Here is a 19917-nt window from a genome sequence, read left to right on the forward strand (position 1 = left end):
CATCAATATATAAATATTTATTATTAAAAAATTGTTAAATATATTATATATCGATATGTTCTCATATTTTATGAAAAAATTATTTCCGTAGCTTGTTATTATAGTATATTTCTATACTCGGCGACAACCTGGAATAGGCAATTGATGATTGCCATACTAAACTATTTTTTAAATCACCACTAATTATCGTAATTTATTCATAAATAATTTTTTAGATTATATTATATATGATAGCGTTATTTAAGTAAATGAATTTGCCAGATTTAAATAATGATAACCATGGCAAATTACTGTCCAAATAACTCTCAAAAAGCACCTACGATTCTTCTGATAATTCAACAAATCACTTATTATAATAATTATTATTTAAATTATATCAACAACTAAAATAAAAAACTTGCGGTGCAGTAATTTTTATATTTGCAATATATGCAATAAAAATTAATATCAGCGTCAATAATATCTTTATTATTGTCTAATTTAATACATTTTGCAGATTTTATATCTGCCATTTATAAAAAGCGACTCAATCCATGATATAATATGTCATATTACTTCGTATGTTCCATAATGGTCCGTCAGTTGTTGGTATTATATTTCAATATAAAACAGGTGTATTTATCAATTTACTACACACACGTAAGTAATATATGCAGTTTGTATATTAATTTTCACACATTAGTTAATAGTGTTATTATGAACTTTTACAGGAGGTAATCCCGGTATGTTGTATGTAGTAAAACGTAATTTTGGTAGTATCTGTATATGAAATAATTGCAAATATACAACTATTTGATAGTTCTTATCAAATCGTAAATAATCAATGCTATCTATACTATTAATTATACTATTAATTAAGTCAAAATTAATAATTAATACACAAATAATATTCACTATTTATGATAAAATATAAAATTACGATAATTGAATGAGTAAAATAAAAACATGATCACTAAAAAAAATGATACTACATTAATCCATGCAGGCAGAAGTAAACACTATACCAAAGGTGCAGTAAATCCTATTATTCAACGTGCTTCTTCACTAATCTTTGACTCATTAATAGAGAAAAAAAAAGCTACTTTTGGTTGTACACAAGGAAAGCTTTTTTATGGTCGTAGAGGTACATTGACACATTTTGCCTTCCAAGAAGCAATGAGTCAATTAGAAAATGGAGCTGGTTGCGTACTATATCCATGTGGAGTAGCTGCAATATCTAACTCAATATTAGCTTTTGTAAAATCCGGGGATAATATATTAGTAAGTAATTTAGTTTATGAGCCTACCATAATATTTTGTACTCAAATACTTAGTAAATTTAATATTTTGACAACATTTTTTGATAATAATATTGGTAGTAATATTGCAGACCTAATTCAAATTAATACACGTGTAGTATTTTTAGAATCTCCTGCTTCCATTACTATGGAAGTGCAAGACATTCCGACTATTATTAAAGCGATACGAGCAAAATCTCCGAATGTAGTTATCATAATAGATAATACATGGGCCGCTGGTATACTATTTAAAGCTTTAGATAAAGGAGTAGATATTTCAATTCAATCAGGCACAAAATACTTAAGTGGACATAGTGATATCATGCTAGGTACAGCTGTAGTAAATGAACGATGCTTAGAACAACTGCGTGAACATTCTTATTCCATGGGACAAATGATAGATGCTGATACAGCATATTTAGCTCATCGTGGTTTACATACTTTAAGCGTCCGTCTACGTCAACACGAAGAAAATGCGCTTAAGATAGCAGAATGGTTAAGTAATCATCCTGCAGTAGCACGTGTTAATCATCCCGCTTTGCCTGAATCTCAAGGACATGTTTTTTGGAAACGTGATTTTACTGGTAGTAATGGACTGTTTTCTTTTATATTAAAAAAACACTTATCACAAGAGCAACTTGCCAATTATTTAGATAAATTTCGTTATTTTAGTATGGCTTACTCATGGGGGGGATATGAATCCCTAATTATGACTAGCCAACCAGAAGAATTAGCCTATTTTCGTCCTACAACGACAATAGATTTTCAGGGAACATTAGTGCGTTTACATATTGGTTTGGAGTATGTTAATGATTTGATTAATGATTTAGCTGAAGGATTTAAACGTATAAATTGTTAATATAAAAATTATACATTATATATTAAGAATAAGATATATCTTATTATCAAAGGATATTATATCCGTAATAATATTTACTATTGCTGAATGCGGCAGGTATTGTCTGAGTATTACTTAACAAATATATGCTTAAGTAATCATTTGATTCAGGTACCTGCCTGAAACGCACCCATATAGTTCGTGCATTATTATCAGTATAGTTTTTTATTTTGTAATAAATATTTTAACTAGCACTACTATAAAACGTATTTCCGCACTACAACAATATAATCAAATATATTTCAATTATCTAATTAGTAGTTTAGTATGCTGTTATTGGATATTACATTAGTTATCTAAGGCTCCATGATTCATGTTAACTATTTTTAATATCCTCACATTCACATCCTGATACTTTGGATTATATTCCTTTTAATCTTAAAAAGATCACATAGAATATCTATATAAAAAGTCATTTTCTTTATTGACTTGTTAGGTAATATAAATAATGTACTATACAATTTAATTTTCACTATTTCTAATACTGAGAATATTAATCTAAATCATTAACTTTACTGTATTATGGATATAATCTCATACAGAGATGATAATAGTGTTAGTTATCATCTCTGACTATACATTTGAATTTATATATTATTACGGATATTATATATAAATACCTAAAATTAAATTTTTTATTATTCAGTTAAATGAGTGAGATTAATCATATAAATTATTTTTACATAAAATATCAGCAAAAGTTATATTACCTATCCTCTAATATATCATTGTTTACATTTTCATAACATGAAGATTACTTTTAATTAAGATATTGCTTTTTTCTTTCTGTAACATACTAAATCTTCGATGCTTATAATTGGCATATTATATTGCTTTGCAAATCTAGTTACTTGTACATCTCTAGTCATAGAACCATCTTCATTAGTCAATTCGCAAAGTACTCCAGCTGAATTAAAACCAGCCAAAGTTACTAAATCTATGGTTGCTTCAGTGTGTCCTCGACGTTCAAGTACCCCACCATTACGAGCACATAATGGAAAAACATGACCAGGACGATTTAAGTCATGTGGTTTAGCATATTCGGCAATCGCTGTACGAATAGTAGTAATGCGATCTTTGGCTGAAACACCAGTTTTTATACCTTTAGCAGCTTCAATTGTTACCGTAAAGGCTGTTCCATAAGTACTAGTATTACAAGTTACCATTAGGGGTAATTCAAGTTGTTGACAACGTTTAGCTGTAAGACATAAACACACAATACCACTACCGTGTCTAATAGTAAGAGCCATTTGCTCAACAGACATAGTCTCTGCTGCAAAAACTATATCACTTTCATTTTCCCTATTTTCATCATCTACTATTATAACTCCATTGCCTCTTCTCAAAGATGTAAGAGCACGTTCTATACGTTGAAGTGAGCTATCAATTTCAGAAAATAATAAAGTATTCATAGGATTATATTACCTTGGTATAACAGAACATCATCAATCTTAATATATAAAATATTTAAATTAAGATAAATAAAACTAATAATGCATCATATTAGTGTGTTTTGTATACTGAAGTTAATGAAATATTTAATAAATTGCGGAGTCTATTAATTGAAAATATTTCTTGTAGGTGGAGCAGTACGAGATGCACTACTTAATTTACCTATTAAAGATAAAGATTGGGTAGTGGTGGGAGCCACTCCCGAGCTAATGATAGCTAAAGGATATCAACAAGTTGGTCGTGATTTTCCAGTATTTCTTCATCCAGAAAACCATGAAGAATATGCGCTTGCGCGCACTGAGTATAAATCCGGCAAGGGATATACGGGATTTGTTACTAAATATTCTCCAAATATTTCTCTCAAACAGGATTTACGCCGTAGAGATTTAACAATTAATGCCATTGCACAAGACGAAGATGGAAATCTTATTGACCCTTATAACGGTAGAGATGATATTAACAAACGTGTATTACGTCATGTTTCTGAAGCATTCACTGAAGATCCACTACGTATTTTAAGAGTAGCTCGATTTGCAGCTAAATTTGCTCACCTGAATTTTAAAGTAGCTAAAAAAACTTTACAATTAATGAAAGATATGGTTAATAATGGCGAGTTAAATTACATAACTCCTGAAAGAATTTGGAAAGAAACAGAGAAAGCACTACATTCCAGTAATCCCCAAGTATATTTTAAAATTTTGCGTACGTGTAGAGCTTTAAAAATTATTTTTCCAGAAATTGATGTACTTTATAGTATTCCTATATCCAAGAAATATTATAGTGAAATTAACCTTGGTTTACATACACTTAAAACTTTAGAAAAAGCTGCTACTTTATCTAATAATGTTAATATTCGTTTTGCTGCACTGTTACATGCAGTAGGAAACGCATGGATACCAGACCAAAAATTATCAACTACCGATAGAAATAATATAACTGGGATATCCATTATTAAGAATTTATGCAAGAGATTACATGTACCTAATGCTACTTGTGATTTGGCATTAATTGTGAGTGAATACCATAATTTCGTACATAATGTTCAATATTATTCAGCAAAAGATTTGATATTAATGTTTGATAGAATAGATGCTTGGCGTAAACCAGATCGTATTAATCAACTAGCAATGGTTAGCCAAGCAGATTTTTATAGTAGATATAAAAATCTAAATTACATCCAAGGAAATTATTTAAAAATAGCTTTTAAATGTGCACAATCTGTACCCATAAAAGATATTATAAAAAAAGGTTTTCAAGGACTTGAATTAAGAAAGGAACTTACCTTACAGCGCATTGCTATATTACAAATTAAAATAAAAGAGTTACAATATAATGATTCTCTTATCTGGTAACTTTAAGTTATTAAAAAATATTTAATGAATAATTCTGCTAAAAGATAATTTTTAATTAAAGGTAATGCCACGTTTAATACGTATACCAACTTGTTTTGCTTGAGCAATTGCATTAATTTTTATTACTTCAATATAAATCCCTTTAACTGGAAAATGATTCATAATTAAATTTGCTGTTTCTTCTGCTACATATTCTATAAGAGTAAAATTTTTACTCTCTATATATTCAACTATCATTGTTGATATTTCAGTGTAATTTAAAAAATTATCTACTAATATATTCGTATTATCATATAACATTTCAATATTAAGCACTAGTTTTTGTTTAACTTGTTGCTCCCATTCATAAATGCCTACTTTAGTAAATAATGTAAGATTTTTAATAAAGATAACATCCATGATAATTTATCCATTAAATAATATTGTTCTATATGTTATGAACATAGAAATGTTAATTATGCCTCAATTTTTGGCATTATATCTTTGACAGGTCACTAAATTGATATAAATATTAATTTATGATACTAGCAATATCAGATAATGCCCATCGTGGACGAACTATGATGTTAAGTTTACTATATTCTCCTCGTTTAAATCTTATCATACCAACATAAGCAATCATTGCTCCATTATCTGTACAGAAAGCAGGACTAGTATAAAATAATTCCCCATTACAAGATTTGATCATTTTTGTCATATTTTGACGTAAACTCATATTAGCACTAACACCTCCGGCAAGTACCAATCTTTTTAAATTTGTGTATTTTAGTGCACGTTTACACTTAATTACTAATATATCGACAACCGCATCTTCAAATGCTCGAGCAATATCAGCTCGCATTTGTTCATTATCATTATTTTTATTTTTTTCAAAAAAATTTTCTACAAAAGTTTTTAAACCAGCAAAACTAAAATTAAAATTTGAATGATTAATCATAGGTCGTGGAAAAATAAAACGTCCCTCTTCACCTTTTTTTGCTAATTTAGACAAATTTGGACCACCAGGATATTTTAGTCCTAAAAGCTTAGCTGTTTTATCAAATGCTTCTCCAACAGCATCATCTACTGATTCACCAAGTAATATGTATTCTCCTATACCATGAACAAGAATTAATTGTGTATGTGCTCCAGAAACTAATAAACCTACAAAAGGAAATTTTATTGTTTTTTCTTCAAGCATAGGTGATAATAAATGACCTTCCATATGATGTACGGGAATTGCTGGTACATCCCATGCAAATGCAAGTGCTCGTCCTATTGTAGCTCCTACTAATAAAGAGCCTACTAAGCCAGGTCCTGCAGTAAAAGCTACGGCATTTATCTGTTTGGATTTCAGACCAGCTTCGTGCATTGCTGCTTGAATTAAGGGAATAACTTTTTTTTCATGTTCTCTAGCAGCTAATTCTGGAACTATTCCGCCATAATTAGAATGTAACTTAACTTGACTATATAATTGATTACTCAATATACCCAATCTATCATCATAAATTGCCACTCCTGTTTCATCACACGATGTTTCAATTCCTATTATTTTCATTATTAGCTGTACTTTTAGTAAAAAATATAGTTAATTATAATATATATATTAACAATTAATATTAGCTTATTATATTACTTTACAAAGTAGCTTTTTTTATATTAAAATTATAATTTTATTAAATAACAGAAAATGAGATCAAATCTTGAAGTGAGAATGAAATGCCGGTAATTAAAGTACGTGAAAATGAACCATTTGATGTGGCACTACGTAGATTTAAAAGATCATGCGAAAAAGCAGGTATTTTAGCTGAAATACGACGCCGTGAGTTTTATGAAAAACCAACAACAGAACGTAAAAGAGCTAAATCATCTGCTATGAAACGTCAGGCTAAGAAAATCGCTAGAGAAAGTGCACGTCGCTCGCGTGTGTATTAATTTTTTAGCACATTAGTCTCAGAAATATTGAACTATTTAAATCAATATATTAAGATATCGTGCTTTCTATGTTTTCAGGAAGTACGATTATTAATAACCTATAAAATTAAATAACAGTCTATGTATAGACGAATATCCCAGGTTTTTATCAATGATTTACTAGCATGTACGGATATTGTACATGTAATTGGTAATCGTATTAATTTGCAAAAAAAAGGTAAAAATTTCTATGCTTGCTGTCCTTTTCATATTGAAGAACATGCATCATTTGTAGTAAATAATGAAAAACAATTTTATTATTGTTTTGGATGTGGGTCAAGAGGTAATGCTATAGATTTTTTAATGCATTATGATAGATTAAATTTTATAGAAACTATAGAAGAATTAGCTATTAATCATGGTTTAAATATAATTTATGAAAAAAACATCCCAACAGATATTAACGATACTTTCTCACGCCAAAGTTTTTACGATTTAATGAAAAAAATAGCTACTTATTATCAATATAATTTAAACCAAGAACTTGCTATACATGCTAGGAAATATATAAATAGTAGAGGATTTACTAAAGAAATTACTAATGATTTTATGATTGGTTATGCTCTTCCAGGTTGGCAAAATCTTATTAAGCATTTTGCTATATCTAATAAACAAATTAACTTACTCATGAAATTGGGCATGATTGTAAAAAATGCTCAAAATAAACTGTATGATATTTTTCGTGATCGCATAATTTTTCCAATTCGAGATAAACGCGGGCGTATTATAAGTTTTGGTGGAAGAGCAATAAGAAATAATATACCTAAATATCTTAATTCACCCGACAGCGAGATCTTTCATAAAAGATATTATCTGTATGGATTATATGAAATCAATAAACATCATGATAAGAAAAATTGTCTACTATTAGTAGAAGGCTATACTGATGTAGTGACTTTAGCACAGTTTGGTATCCATTATAGTGTAGCAACATTAGGCACTGCTACTACAGGAGAACAAATTCAATTATTGTTTCGCTACACAGATACTATTATTTGTTGCTATGATGGTGACAATGCAGGGTATAATGCTGCGTGGTGTACACTTAAAAAGTCACTATCCCATATGAAAGATGGTCGTCAAATGCGATTTATGTTTTTACCTAAAGGAGAAGATCCAGATTCATTAATACGTAAAGAAGGCAAAACAGCATTTGAAGTACGTTTGAAAAAAGCTATACCTTTTTGTTCTTTTATGTTTAATAGGTTAATTTCTCAGGTAGATTTGAATACAGTTGATGGAAAAGCACATTTCAGCATGTTAGCAATACCATTAATTATTAAAGTACCAGGAAGTATGATGAGTATTTATTTACGTCAAGAATTTGGTAAAAAAGTAGGAATATTGAATGACAGTCAGCTGGATAAGGTGATATTTCTAAATAAAAAAATAAACAATGTTATATCACCTACAATAAAGCATACTACCATGCGTTTGTTAATAGCATTATTATTGCAAAATCCCACGTTATCCCGTTTTGTTCCTAATTTAGAAAAATTAAAAAAAATTAATCTTTGTGGTTTATCTCTATTTATAGATATCGTTAAAATATGTAATGAAAATCCCACATCAACCACAGCTCAGTTAATAGAAATATATCGTGGAACAAATTTTATGCGACCACTTGAAATATTAGCCTCCTGGAACCACATGGTAGTAGACGAAGCAATCGAAAAAGTATTTCAGGATGCTTTAACTAATCTTTATGACACTGTAATAAAACATCGTCTTGAGAAACTAATTGCTCGTTCTCGTATTAAAATATTAAGTGCAAAAGATAAACATGAACTATGGTCTTTAAATCAAGCTTTGTCAAAAAAAATAAATATATAATGTTAAAATCCGTGAAGAATGATTTTTTAAAATTCGATTCATCTCATCCTGGATGATTCTCATTATTTTACACGCTCAGAAGGCAGCGTGCAATATTTATTAATGTCTTCGCTCATACAGCGTTGATCAATATTGATCAATAACTATCTTAATTCAAAAAACTTATGGATACCATCTTATGGAGCAAAGTTCACAGTCACAGCTTAAACTTCTTGTCACTAGAGGTAAGGAGCAAGGCTATTTGACCTATGCTGATCTTAATGATCATCTGCCAAACGATATCAGCCATTCTGAACAAATTGAAGATATCATTCAAATGATACACGATATGGGTATTCCAATAGTAGAAAAAACACCTGATACTGATGATCTAATATTAAATGAAAATATTCATAGCAGTTATGAAGATATTGTACAAGTGGCGGCTCAAGTGTTATGTGAAGTGCAATATGAAATAGGTACTACCACTGATACAGTAAGAATGTATATGCGGGAAATGGGGTCTGTAGAGTTATTAACTCGCGATGGAGAAATTGATATTGCTAAACGCATCGAAGATGGTATTAATCAAATTCAATCATCTGTTGCAGAATACCCAAAAGCAATTATTTACTTACTAGATCAGTATGATAAAATTGATTCCGGAGAATTACGACTTTCTGATTTAATCAGTAGTTTTGTTGATCCTAATGCTAAAATAGAACCTACTTTCATTCCTGATCATATTGTGTCAAGAAAGATCAATATAGATCTGGACGACGATGAAGAAGATCATGATCATGAAGACGATGATAATACAATTGATCCAGAATTAGCTAGAGAAAAATTTCTCCTACTTCGTAAACAATTTGAACTGACTGCGAGAGTTATTAAAAATAAAGGAAGAGAACATATAGATGCTCTTCAGGAAATTAAAAAACTGTCTGATATCTTTAAACAATTTCGTTTGGTATCTAAACAATTCTCTTACTTAGTAAACAATATGCGTCACATCATGAATAGAATTCGTCGTCAAGAACGAATAATCATGAAACTTTATGTTGAACAGTATAAATTTCCAAAAAAGAAATTTATAGCAATGTTTACCGGAAATGAAACTAATATTGATTTATTGAAATCAATATTAATTAAGCATAAAAATAACTATCAAAACATTGAAGAGATGGAAAAGCATCTCATGCAATGTTTGCAGCAGCTTATTGTAATAGAACAAGAAACAGGTTTAAAAATAGAACAAATAAAGGATATTAATCGCCGTATGGCAATCGGTGAAGCGAAAACGCGAAGAGCTAAAAAAGAGATGGTAGAAGCCAATTTACGATTAGTAATTTCTATTGCTAAAAAATATACCAATCGTGGATTACAGTTTCTCGATTTAATTCAAGAAGGAAATATAGGTCTAATGAAGGCAGTAGATAAATTTGAGTATAGAAGAGGTTATAAATTTTCTACTTATGCTACTTGGTGGATACGTCAAGCAATTACTAGATCTATTGCGGATCAAGCTCGTACTATTCGCATTCCAGTTCATATGATTGAAACTATTAATAAGCTTAATCGCATCTCACGGCATATCTTACAAGAAACTGGACATGAGCCTACGCCAGAAGAACTGTCTGAGCACATGTTAATACCCGAAGAGAAAATACGTAAGGTACTGAAAATAGCTAAAGAACCTATCTCTATGGAAACACCTCTTGGTGATGATGAAGATTCACATATAGGTGATTTTTTAGAAGATAACACTATAAAATTACCATTAGATTCAGCAACTTCAGATAGTTTACGTACTGCAACACAAAATGTCCTTACTGGTTTAACTGCACGTGAAGCAAAAGTTTTGCGTATGAGGTTTGGAATTGATATGAGTACTGATCATACTCTAGAAGAAGTGGGTAAACAATTTAATGTAACTCGTGAACGCATTCGTCAAATTGAAGCAAAAGCTTTACGTAAATTAAGACATCCTAGCCGCTCAGAAGTGTTGCGTAGCTTTTTAGAGGAACACGAAAAAAGTATAGATATAAAATCTAGATAAGTGAAACTTTATTTCATTATATAAAAATATTTCCATAATAAATATATTATAAGAAAACAATTTCGATTTCCTTCTTTAGAAGGTTATTGTAAAATTTTTAAATTACGATATTATTAATATGGATAAAATTATAACATGTATATGGCAATTGTATGAATTCATTTACTCAAGTAGCAGAACAACGTAAGTTATTGGAAGAAGCGGTAAAGCAAGCACTTGAATTAGCTCAAGTTAATGCTGTTAGTATAGAAGTAGGTGTAAGTAAAACTACTGGTATTAATGTTAGTACTAGATATGGTATAGCAGAAAATATAGAATTTAATAATGATGGGGTTTTAGGTATTACTGTTTATAAAAATAACTGTAAAGGTAGTGCATCTTCTAATGATATTAGTTATCCTGCGATCAATCGGACCTTACAAGCTGCTATTGATATAGCTTGCTCTACTTCTCCTGATATTTTTTCCGGTTTAGCAGAAGCTAATCTATTAGCATACGAAGCTCCTGAACTTGATCTCTATCACCCTTGGCTAGGGGAGATATCGGAAGCTATTGAATTAGCCGCATGTGCAGAACAAACTGCTTTAAAATCAGATAAGCGTATTATTAATACAGAAGGTGGTAATTTTAGCTCCCATGTTAATATTAAAGCTTTTGGTAATAGTCACGGTATGTTACAAAGTTATTGTTCTAGTAATCATGTAATTTCTAGTTGTGTTATTGCTAAAGGAAAAGTTGGCATGGAGCGAGATTATGCTTATACAATTTCTAGAGTGATAGATGAGTTAAAAAGTCCTCAATGGGTAGGTACGGAATGTGCACAAAGAGCTATTAGTAGATTAGAAGCTCGTAAGCTCACTACGATGAAATCACCGGTAGTTTTTTCTGCTGAAGTCGCGCCTAGTTTATTTGGACATCTTACAGCAGCTATTAGTGGTAATAGTGTTTACCATAAATCTACGTTGTTACTTGATTCATTAAAAAAACAAATTATGCCAGCATGGCTAAATATTACAGAAAAACCACATATCTATCGAGGATTAGCATCTGTTCCATTCGATGCTGAAGGAGTTCTCACTCAAAGGAGATCTATAGTTAAAAATGGGATATTACAAACTTGGATATTAGCAAGTTATGCAGCTCGTAAGCTAAATTTGCACAGTACCGGACATGCGGGGGGAATTTCTAACTGGTTTGTATCCGGGCCAGAATATAGTTTAAAAGATATATTAGGACAAATGAATACAGGTTTATTAGTTACTGAGCTCTTAGGACAAGGTGTGAATATAATTACCGGAGATTATTCTCGTGGAGCGGCTGGTTTTTGGGTCGAGAAAGGAGAGATTCAATATGCTGTAAATGAGATAACTATTGTCGGTAACTTGAGAGAAATGTGGAGTAGTATAGCAATGATAGGTAATGATATTGAAACAAGAAGTAATATTCAATGTGGCTCAGTACTAATTCCAGAAATGAATATTGCTGGTAACTAAATAGAAAAATTGAATTATTCAGCATTAATAAAGAATAGTTTTTCATCCTAAAGCAAAAACTAATAAACAAATGAAATCAATAATTTTTACGGATATTTGTAAAAGTACTTTATATATTGTACCTACCCCTATCGGAAATTTAGGAGATATCACTAATCGTGCATTGATAGTTTTATCTAAAGTGGATCTAATTGCTGTAGAAAATACATTTCACACAGGGTTTTTACTAAAATATTTTAACATAAATACCAAGCTTTTATTAATGCACAATTATAATGAAAAACAAAAATCCCGATTAATAATAAAAAAACTACAAGAAGGTAAAAGCATCGCTCTAGTATCAGATGCTGGTACACCACTTATCAATGATCCAGGATACTATCTAATACGTAACTGCCGAAAGCTATGTATTAGAATAGTACCACTACCTGGTCCTTGTGCTGCCATAACAGCATTAAGTGCATCAGGATTACCTGCTGATCGTTTTTGTTATGAAGGATTTTTACCTGCTACAAGAAAAGCACGGTGTGATAAACTAAGATCTATTCGTTTAGAATCTAGAACTATTATTTTTTATGAATCCCCACATCGCATATTAGATACAATCTATGACATAGTAATTGAATTAGGTAATGAACGTTATATCATATTAGCCAGAGAACTTACTAAGTATTGGGAATCAATACGTGGTAGTTCTGCGGAAGAATTATTATGCTGGTTAAAAAATACTAAAAATAGTACCAAAGGAGAAATAGTATTAGTTATTGAGGGATATAAAAAGGATAGAAAAAACCTTAATAGTGAAGTATTACGCACATTATATTTATTACAACAGGAACTATCTCCTAAAAAATCTATTTCTTTAACATCTAAAATACATAACATCAGAAAAAATGATTTATATAAATATTATTTGAATCAACAAAAAAGCCATGACAAATATTAGAAAATATTCTATTATCTTAGCAGTAGCAGAAGCTAACTAGACAATCGCTGCTTTGTAGTAACAAAGGAGAGGAAAGTCCGGGCTCCATAGGGCAGAGTGCCAGTTAATATCTGGGAGACGTGAGTCTACGACTAGTGCCACAGAAAACAAACCGCCTTATTTATTAAGTATTTATATAATTAAATTAAGTAAGGTAAGGGTGAAAAGGTGTGGTAAGAGCACACCACAACACTGGTAACAGTGTTGGTAGGGTAAACTCCACTCGGAGCAAGACCAAATAGGGGTTATATATATAAGTACGGCCCGTATGATGAACCCGGGTAGGTCGCTTGAGCTAGAAAGTGATTTTTAGTTTAGATGAATGATTGTCCAAGACAGAACCCGGCTTATCGGTTAGCTTCTGCTAAAAAGCTATTATAAGTAGATCTCACCATACCCCATATGCGCCATATATATATAATCCTTTTTAAGAATCGTATTAACATATTGGAACCACGTACGGAAAATATGGCCAATATACTACTTATTATCTTAAAATAACTATTGATTTTCCTCAAAATAAACCATAACCTATCATAAGTTGCCGTTTCAATCAACAATGCCCGTTTTTCTAAAACCAAATCACGACGCAGCTGTTGTAATCTATTGAGCAACATCCGTATATATGCCATTCGTTTATTATGCTGACCCATAGATAATCATCTTCCACTATTTTTTCATTAATTCTTGATCCTCTCTCAATTCTCTGAGAGAATAAATTAATAAACGGGATTCACGTGACTTTTGAAATACCCAGACACTCAAACAAAATGCACAAACAAAAAATAAACAAGCAGTACTACTGACAATAATAACACTATATTTTATATTTACTGATAATATCAATAAAACTAAACAACTTGCTAAACCAAATGTCGTGAAAAGCAAAGTTAAGCCAATCATAAGTAACATTTGTATTATATTGGCTCTTTCTGCTTCTAACTCCACTATACCTAAACGTATTCTTGTCTCGATTATCTTTATTAAGATAAAGATAATCTTTTCTGCAAGATGTATAATACCTTTTGCTGGACCATTTATCTGCCGGGTATCAGCCATAATTTAACTTTCAGAATAAATAAAAATACTTAACATAACACCAAAAATAGCACCTAGACCAACACCATACCAGGGATGCTTATGAAGATAACTATCAGCATAATTAACCAATTTACGTGTACTTTCCATTAGGTGCTCACCTGATTCTTCTAAGCGTTCTCTTGAAATCTCTAACACACTTCGAGCTTGATCACGAATATTATCTAATTCGTCTTTTGAGGTTTCACTAGAATTGTTCAGCACTTCGTCTAATGTATCTGCTAAATTTTTTATTTCTTCACGTAGACTATCTGATGAATCTTTAAACATAGAATTCTCCTTTACTGTAAATTATATTTTGTATAAGTTATATATTATTTTACTATAAACAAATATATTTCTTCCAACTATGATTATAAGTGATAAATAATATTTATGGCCCCTGCTGGGATTGAACCAGCGACCAAGCGATTATGAGTCGCCTGCTCTGACCACTGAGCTAAGGAGCCAATAGATATATTATTACATGCAATGTATTATAATATAGTATAATTCATTAAATATACTATGTAAATAGCAAGTATTTTAAATAAAAAATTTAATTAATTATTTGCATTTTTCCATGACTATAGGAATGCTTTTGTAAGCCGGTGTCTTACTCACTTTATCATAATCTTCTAATGATATCATTATATTTGCTTCCGGATAATATGTAGCAACACAACCTGCAATCATATTGTAGATAACAATAATCAAATTATCCATACGACGAACTGTACGAGCACCTTTTGAATCTAAAGCAATGATATTCACTTTATCACCGGCATATACACCCTGTTTTTTTGCTTCTTCCCAGGATATAAATAATATATCACGTCGTCCAGAGATACCACGATAACGATCATTCAGACCATAAATAGTAGTATTGTATTGATCGTGACTACGTATAGTAGTTAACAATAAGTTATCTTTTGTCAAAATTGACAATTCTTCTAGATTTGCATTTGGCATAACAATAAAATTAGCTTTACCAGAAGGAGTTAACCAAATGCGATTAGCTGCTGAATTATATAGACAAAAACCCCCGGCTGTTTGAATACGCGTATTAAAATCTTTAAAAGCTGGAAATACTGCTTCAATGAAATTGCGAATAACATTATAATTATTTACCATCTGATCCCAATTGATTTTGGTATTTAACAGAGTTGTTTTCGCAAGAGAGGCAATCACAGCTGGTTCTGATTTAAGCCAAGTAGAAGCTTGTTTTAAGACCCCTTGTGATGAATGTACCATTGACATAGAATCCTCAACAGTAATTTTTTGTTCGCCTGATGCTTGTATATCTATTTCAGTCCGTCCTAATACCGGAAGTAAATAATTATCTTTTCCTAATACTAAATGTGATCTATTCAGTTTTGTAGCTATATGAACTACCAAATCCAGTTTACGTATCGCTTGAAAAGTTAGTAACTGATCGGACATAGCTTCTGCTAAATTACCGCCAAGACAGAGTAATGCTTTTGATTGTCCTGTTATCATTGATTTAATTGCATCTACCACTCCATGTCCATGTTTATAAGGTGGTTTAAATTTAAATATGGTTTCAAGTTTTTTTAAAAACTCTTTAGATGGTTTTTCTGTAATCCCAACAGTGCGATTGCCTTGTACATTTGAATGCCCACGTAATGGACAAATACCAGCACCCTTTTTGCCAATATTACCACCTAATAATAATAAATTAACAATTTGTTGTATATTATAAGTACCATTACGATGCTGAGTTATACCCATACCATAACATATAATGGTTCTTTTAGACGCTGCATAAATATGCGTAATTTCTTCTATATCCTTATATTTTAAACCAGAAATATCCTCTAATGTTTTCCAACTCGTTTTTTCTAAATCCGTTTTCAGTTCTTTAAACCCTTTAGTATGCTGATTGATAAATTTTTCATTTATAACATTTGCTTTTCCAGTATTAACAGATTGGTCATGCATGGAAATTAAACATTTCATAATTCCTTTTAATAAGGCTGCATCACCGCCGATGCGAATTTTATAATACTTAGAAGCCAATAATGTATAATTTAAAGACAACATTTCTATGGGATGCTTAGGAGAAGCAAAAGATTCTAAACCACGTTCTTTTAGTGGATTAATAGCCAAAATTATAGCTCCTCTTTTGGATACCTGTCGTAAAGTACCAAGCATGCGAGGATGATTAGTACCCGGATTATGACCGATACAAATAACAAGATCACAGTGATTAAAATCTTCAAGGGTTATTGTTCCTTTACCTACTCCAATTGAAGGTGGTAATCCTACACTCGTAGGTTCATGACACATATTAGAACAATCTGGAAAATTATTGGTACCATATTCCCTAGCAAATAGTTGCCACAGAAATGCAGCTTCATTAGAAGTTCTTCCTGAAGCATAGAATTCTACACTATCCGGATTACTATACTGGTTAAGTTTGCTAGCTATTTCAAAAATAGCTTTTTCCCATGTAATTTTTTTATAAGTATCCGTAACAATGTCATATTTCATTGGGTGAGTTAAACGACCTTCATTTTCTAGCCTAAAAGAACTCCATTGCCATAGTTCTTTTATCGTATTCTTTGCAAAGAATTCTGGAGTAGCACGTTTACTAGTAGCTTCCCAGGAAACAGCTTTGATTCCATTTTCACAAAATTCAAAAGAAGACGTAGGATGTGAATCTGGCCAAGCACAACCAGGACAATCAAAACCTTTGGGTTGATTAATTTTAAATAGAGAAATAATGTCTCGTATTATTATTTTTTGATCATGCATAGCTTTCGCAGCTGCTGTCAATGCATCTAAACCACCCGCAGGATTATGATAAGAAGAGATACCAACATTTTTATTTGAATTTTTCAACACAATACCATCTTTTTTTTAAGATATAAATGTTAATACAACAGCAAATAAATAGAGTTTTATACAATAAATCTAATCGGCACGAGAGGATTTGAACCTCTGACCCCTGACACCCCATGACAGTGCGCTACCAAACTGCGCTACGCGCCGACTTAATAATATAAGTATTTTTAGCCAATTAGCAACAGAATTTTTAAAATGTCTGTTATTTTACAATTAACTTCATTGATATGTAAAATATTATCCTAGCAATTATTTAATGTATTATTAGTAAATAATTAAAGTATCTGCTTATGCAGATCATAGTATGATGTAATCACCTATAATATTTTATTCATTTAATTATTTTCTAAATACGAATGAAATCGATATGATAAAATTTAGGTTTAAAAGGGTGACGTTGAACTGCCTGTACTTTAACTTTGATTTCTTGATTATCTACCACAAGTTTCAATATTTCTCGATAAAAATCAATATTCTTTTGTATGTTTATTAACGTTTCTTGTTCCAATGTTATTGGTATGGCACTTTCCTTACCACCATAAATAACTGCGGGAAATTTATTTGATGCTCTCAACCGACGATTAGATCCTTTCCCCTTACTTGTTCGCTTCATAGCATTTATAGTAAACATTAAATGGCCTTGTATAAATTGAATTCATGCAATATTGTTACATATTATAATTAGGTGATATTAAATAGTACTTAAATATATATACATTTATTTAATTTAATGCCCAGGGCGGGATTTGAACCCGCATAGCTTAGTTAAGCCGAGGGATTTTAAGTCCCTTGTGTCTACCGATTTCACCACCTGGGCAGAAATTAATGATAAAGGCGCGTCCCGGAATTGAACCGAGGTAAACGGATTTGCAGTCCGCTGCATAACCACTCTGCCAACGCGCCGTGGTTGGATAATTAACAAAATACAATCAATAAGAATATAAAGGATAGTTTAACATAAAGTTACACATATATAAAGCATAGATTGTTATCTTTAAATTAATTATTTTAATTTTTTATAGATATAAAACAGACATATAATCTTCTTTTCCAATCATAGTCATCTATTATCTTAATGCCGAAATCATCTAACGTATAATTAACAATACAGAAGGCCATGTAACTCATGGAGTATGAAAATACTCCAGTAGTAATAATCCTCTTCTAGGATTTTAGAAGCTATCGGATATAAAAAACCATATCACCAATCACTTAAAGCTGCAATGATAAAAATAAATACAGTAACATAATTGGCATAATAAAAATAACAATGTTATTGCAAATTATGGTGCTAGAATAAATAATTCTAGTGATACTTACAGGTACATTAAATTGCATATTCTACTGATAGTATTTATTTTTATAATATAAAAAATTTACTGAGTAAGTAACATGCAAAATAATTACCTTTTATGGAGGAGGAGAGATTCGAACTCTCGGATAGTCTCCCATCGACGGTTTTCAAGACCGCTGCCTTAAGCCACTCAGCCACTCCTCCATCATACACGCAATTTAATATAAACAATTTTATTATTGTTGTAAAGTCTATTTGATATTTTTTTAATATCTTTAATTATGATAATAATGTATATTAAGATTATATCTGGAAAAAAACGAAGTGCTAAGCAATAATACGGAATCTTTTATAATAAAGATATTTATTCATTATGAAATTTGATAAAAAAATTGAATTTGATGCAGAGGGATATCTCAAAGATATAAATTATTGGAGTGAAAAGTTAGCAATTGATATTGCCCAAAAAGAAGGTATTGTACTCAATAATATACATTGGGATATAGTGCATTTTTTGCACCAATTTTATAAAGATTTTAATATTTCTCCTGGCATGAGACTATTAGTAAAAGCAGTAGAAAACAAATATGGCAAAGAAATCGGTAATAGTCAGTATTTGTATTTTTTATTTCCTAAAGGGCCAGCAAAACAAGCTACTAAAATAGCCGGTTTACCAAAACCGGTTAACTGTATATAATATATCTTGTATATCGTGAGCTAAAATAAATTATTCGTAAAGGGCTTCATGTGATACACATTAGCGCATTTTTTATAAAAATACTCACTATCTCTCTGATAGAAGAGGTTATATTCATTATAACATTTAATAACTATAAATTATATTTACTTAGGAGTTTATGTGGATTGTTCTTTTCTGAAAATTTTAGCTTGTCCCAAATGTAATAATGAACTGCATTATAATCATATTACTCACGAATTAATTTGTAAGGTAGATCGCTTAGCCTTTCCTATAAAAGATGGCATACCACTATTATTAGAGAAAGAAGCCAAACAGTTTAATGAATAATTCTCTATTTTCTTTATCACAAAATTACGCACAAGTATTAATACTTAAAATTATATAAAAACTACAAAAAAATAGGAAGTTTTGTGTATAATTAGCAGTACAGATGTATCTCTTTAAAAGACAGTATTTGCTACTACTAATAAACATTTTAAATGAATGGCAACAAGGGATATAGACAGAGTTTAAAGACATTTATTCAATATTTAGCTCCATCTAATGACTATATAAGCCTATGCATAATAATATTAAATGAATTTTTCGCCCTATAAACACTTAAGTAAATATGAAAAAATCATACGTATATAAATGTCATAAAACATTATCCAATAATCACGAACAAGCGCTGCTGTGCTAGGATTAAATATCCAAC

General features: G+C 30.7%; 16 protein-coding genes, 5 tRNA genes, 1 other RNA gene and 1 pseudogene. 10 read left to right on the forward strand and 13 right to left on the reverse strand.

The features are described 5' to 3' along the window. The first annotated feature begins 945 nt into the window (after positions 1 to 945). A complete protein-coding gene (gene metC, locus ICMP_RS02805; protein WP_041069764.1) occupies positions 946 to 2136 on the forward strand; it encodes a cystathionine beta-lyase in 1191 nt (396 codons plus the stop codon). Between the two features lie 803 nt (positions 2137 to 2939). On the opposite strand, the gene ribB is transcribed toward metC, so the two are convergent. Beyond that, positions 2940 to 3587 carry a 3,4-dihydroxy-2-butanone-4-phosphate synthase gene (gene ribB, locus ICMP_RS02810; protein ID WP_041069767.1) on the reverse strand — a complete coding sequence of 216 codons (648 nt, stop codon included), beginning with the start codon at positions 3585 to 3587 and terminating at the stop codon, positions 2940 to 2942. 150 nt (positions 3588 to 3737) lie between these two features. Here ribB and ICMP_RS02815 point away from each other — a divergent pair, with 150 nt between their 5' ends. Then, entirely contained in the window at positions 3738 to 4979 is a 1242-nt protein-coding gene (locus ICMP_RS02815; RefSeq protein ID WP_041069770.1) for a multifunctional CCA addition/repair protein, read from the forward strand. A gap of 51 nt (positions 4980 to 5030) precedes the next feature. On the opposite strand, the gene folB is transcribed toward ICMP_RS02815, so the two are convergent. Both folB and tsaD read right to left on the reverse strand, forming a co-directional pair. Beyond that, a complete protein-coding gene (folB, locus tag ICMP_RS02820; protein ID WP_041069773.1) occupies positions 5031 to 5378 on the reverse strand; it encodes a dihydroneopterin aldolase in 348 nt (115 codons plus the stop codon). Positions 5379 to 5490: 112 nt separating this feature from the next. Further along, positions 5491 to 6516, reverse strand: coding sequence for a tRNA (adenosine(37)-N6)-threonylcarbamoyltransferase complex transferase subunit TsaD (gene tsaD / locus ICMP_RS02825; RefSeq protein ID WP_041069776.1), 1026 nt, complete (start codon positions 6514 to 6516; stop codon positions 5491 to 5493). 161 nt (positions 6517 to 6677) lie between these two features. Between tsaD and rpsU the strand changes: the two genes are divergently transcribed. From rpsU to rnpB, 6 genes are all read left to right on the forward strand, one after another. Continuing rightward, positions 6678 to 6893, forward strand: a complete 216-nt coding sequence (gene rpsU, locus ICMP_RS02830) for a 30S ribosomal protein S21 (RefSeq protein WP_041069779.1) — start codon at positions 6678 to 6680, stop codon at positions 6891 to 6893. A 120-nt stretch (positions 6894 to 7013) separates the two neighbouring features. Continuing rightward, entirely contained in the window at positions 7014 to 8765 is a 1752-nt protein-coding gene (gene dnaG / locus ICMP_RS02835) for a DNA primase (RefSeq protein ID WP_041069782.1), read from the forward strand. Between the two features lie 178 nt (positions 8766 to 8943). Next, positions 8944 to 10803 carry an RNA polymerase sigma factor RpoD gene (rpoD, locus tag ICMP_RS02840; RefSeq protein ID WP_041069785.1) on the forward strand — a complete coding sequence of 620 codons (1860 nt, stop codon included), beginning with the start codon at positions 8944 to 8946 and terminating at the stop codon, positions 10801 to 10803. Between the two features lie 152 nt (positions 10804 to 10955). Continuing rightward, positions 10956 to 12296 (forward strand): metalloprotease PmbA, encoded by a 1341-nt coding sequence (pmbA, locus tag ICMP_RS02845; protein WP_041069788.1) that lies wholly within the window; start codon positions 10956 to 10958, stop codon positions 12294 to 12296. A gap of 70 nt (positions 12297 to 12366) precedes the next feature. Then, on the forward strand, positions 12367 to 13242 hold the full coding sequence (rsmI, locus tag ICMP_RS02850; RefSeq protein WP_041069790.1) for a 16S rRNA (cytidine(1402)-2'-O)-methyltransferase: 876 nt from the start codon (positions 12367 to 12369) through the stop codon (positions 13240 to 13242). Positions 13243 to 13270: 28 nt separating this feature from the next. Beyond that, positions 13271 to 13647: RNase P RNA component class A (gene rnpB, locus ICMP_RS03330), an RNA gene on the forward strand. A 44-nt stretch (positions 13648 to 13691) separates the two neighbouring features. On the opposite strand, the pseudogene ICMP_RS03505 reads toward rnpB, so the two are convergent. The 10 genes and pseudogenes from ICMP_RS03505 to ICMP_RS02900 all read right to left on the reverse strand — a co-directional run. Beyond that, positions 13692 to 13934, reverse strand: a pseudogene (locus tag ICMP_RS03505) (YqjK family protein); the annotation flags it as partial. 16 nt (positions 13935 to 13950) lie between these two features. Then, a complete protein-coding gene (locus ICMP_RS02860; protein WP_041069796.1) occupies positions 13951 to 14340 on the reverse strand; it encodes a phage holin family protein in 390 nt (129 codons plus the stop codon). A gap of 3 nt (positions 14341 to 14343) precedes the next feature. Beyond that, positions 14344 to 14649 carry a DUF883 family protein gene (locus ICMP_RS02865; protein ID WP_041069799.1) on the reverse strand — a complete coding sequence of 102 codons (306 nt, stop codon included), beginning with the start codon at positions 14647 to 14649 and terminating at the stop codon, positions 14344 to 14346. A 106-nt stretch (positions 14650 to 14755) separates the two neighbouring features. Continuing rightward, positions 14756 to 14828, reverse strand: a tRNA-Ile gene (locus tag ICMP_RS02870). Between the two features lie 97 nt (positions 14829 to 14925). Next, positions 14926 to 17223 carry an FdhF/YdeP family oxidoreductase gene (locus ICMP_RS02875; protein ID WP_041070190.1) on the reverse strand — a complete coding sequence of 766 codons (2298 nt, stop codon included), beginning with the start codon at positions 17221 to 17223 and terminating at the stop codon, positions 14926 to 14928. A 76-nt stretch (positions 17224 to 17299) separates the two neighbouring features. After that, positions 17300 to 17373 (reverse strand) — tRNA-Pro (locus tag ICMP_RS02880). 199 nt (positions 17374 to 17572) lie between these two features. After that, positions 17573 to 17857 carry a 50S ribosomal protein L25 gene (gene rplY, locus ICMP_RS02885; protein WP_041069801.1) on the reverse strand — a complete coding sequence of 95 codons (285 nt, stop codon included), beginning with the start codon at positions 17855 to 17857 and terminating at the stop codon, positions 17573 to 17575. Positions 17858 to 17957: 100 nt separating this feature from the next. Then, positions 17958 to 18043: transfer RNA gene (locus tag ICMP_RS02890), tRNA-Leu, on the reverse strand. A gap of 15 nt (positions 18044 to 18058) precedes the next feature. Then, positions 18059 to 18129: transfer RNA gene (locus tag ICMP_RS02895), tRNA-Cys, on the reverse strand. A gap of 510 nt (positions 18130 to 18639) precedes the next feature. Then, a tRNA-Ser gene (locus ICMP_RS02900) sits at positions 18640 to 18724 on the reverse strand. A gap of 166 nt (positions 18725 to 18890) precedes the next feature. Here ICMP_RS02900 and ICMP_RS02905 point away from each other — a divergent pair. Together ICMP_RS02905 and ICMP_RS03400 are read left to right on the forward strand one after the other, a co-directional pair. Next, positions 18891 to 19217, forward strand: a complete 327-nt coding sequence (locus ICMP_RS02905; RefSeq protein WP_041069805.1) for a TusE/DsrC/DsvC family sulfur relay protein — start codon at positions 18891 to 18893, stop codon at positions 19215 to 19217. 162 nt (positions 19218 to 19379) lie between these two features. Then, positions 19380 to 19547, forward strand: a complete 168-nt coding sequence (locus ICMP_RS03400) for a Trm112 family protein (protein WP_084121333.1) — start codon at positions 19380 to 19382, stop codon at positions 19545 to 19547. The last annotated feature ends 370 nt before the right edge of the window (positions 19548 to 19917 follow it).

Origin of the sequence: Candidatus Ishikawaella capsulata Mpkobe, from assembly GCF_000828515.1 — a bacterium.
Classification (GTDB): domain Bacteria; phylum Pseudomonadota; class Gammaproteobacteria; order Enterobacterales; family Enterobacteriaceae; genus Ishikawella; species Ishikawella capsulata.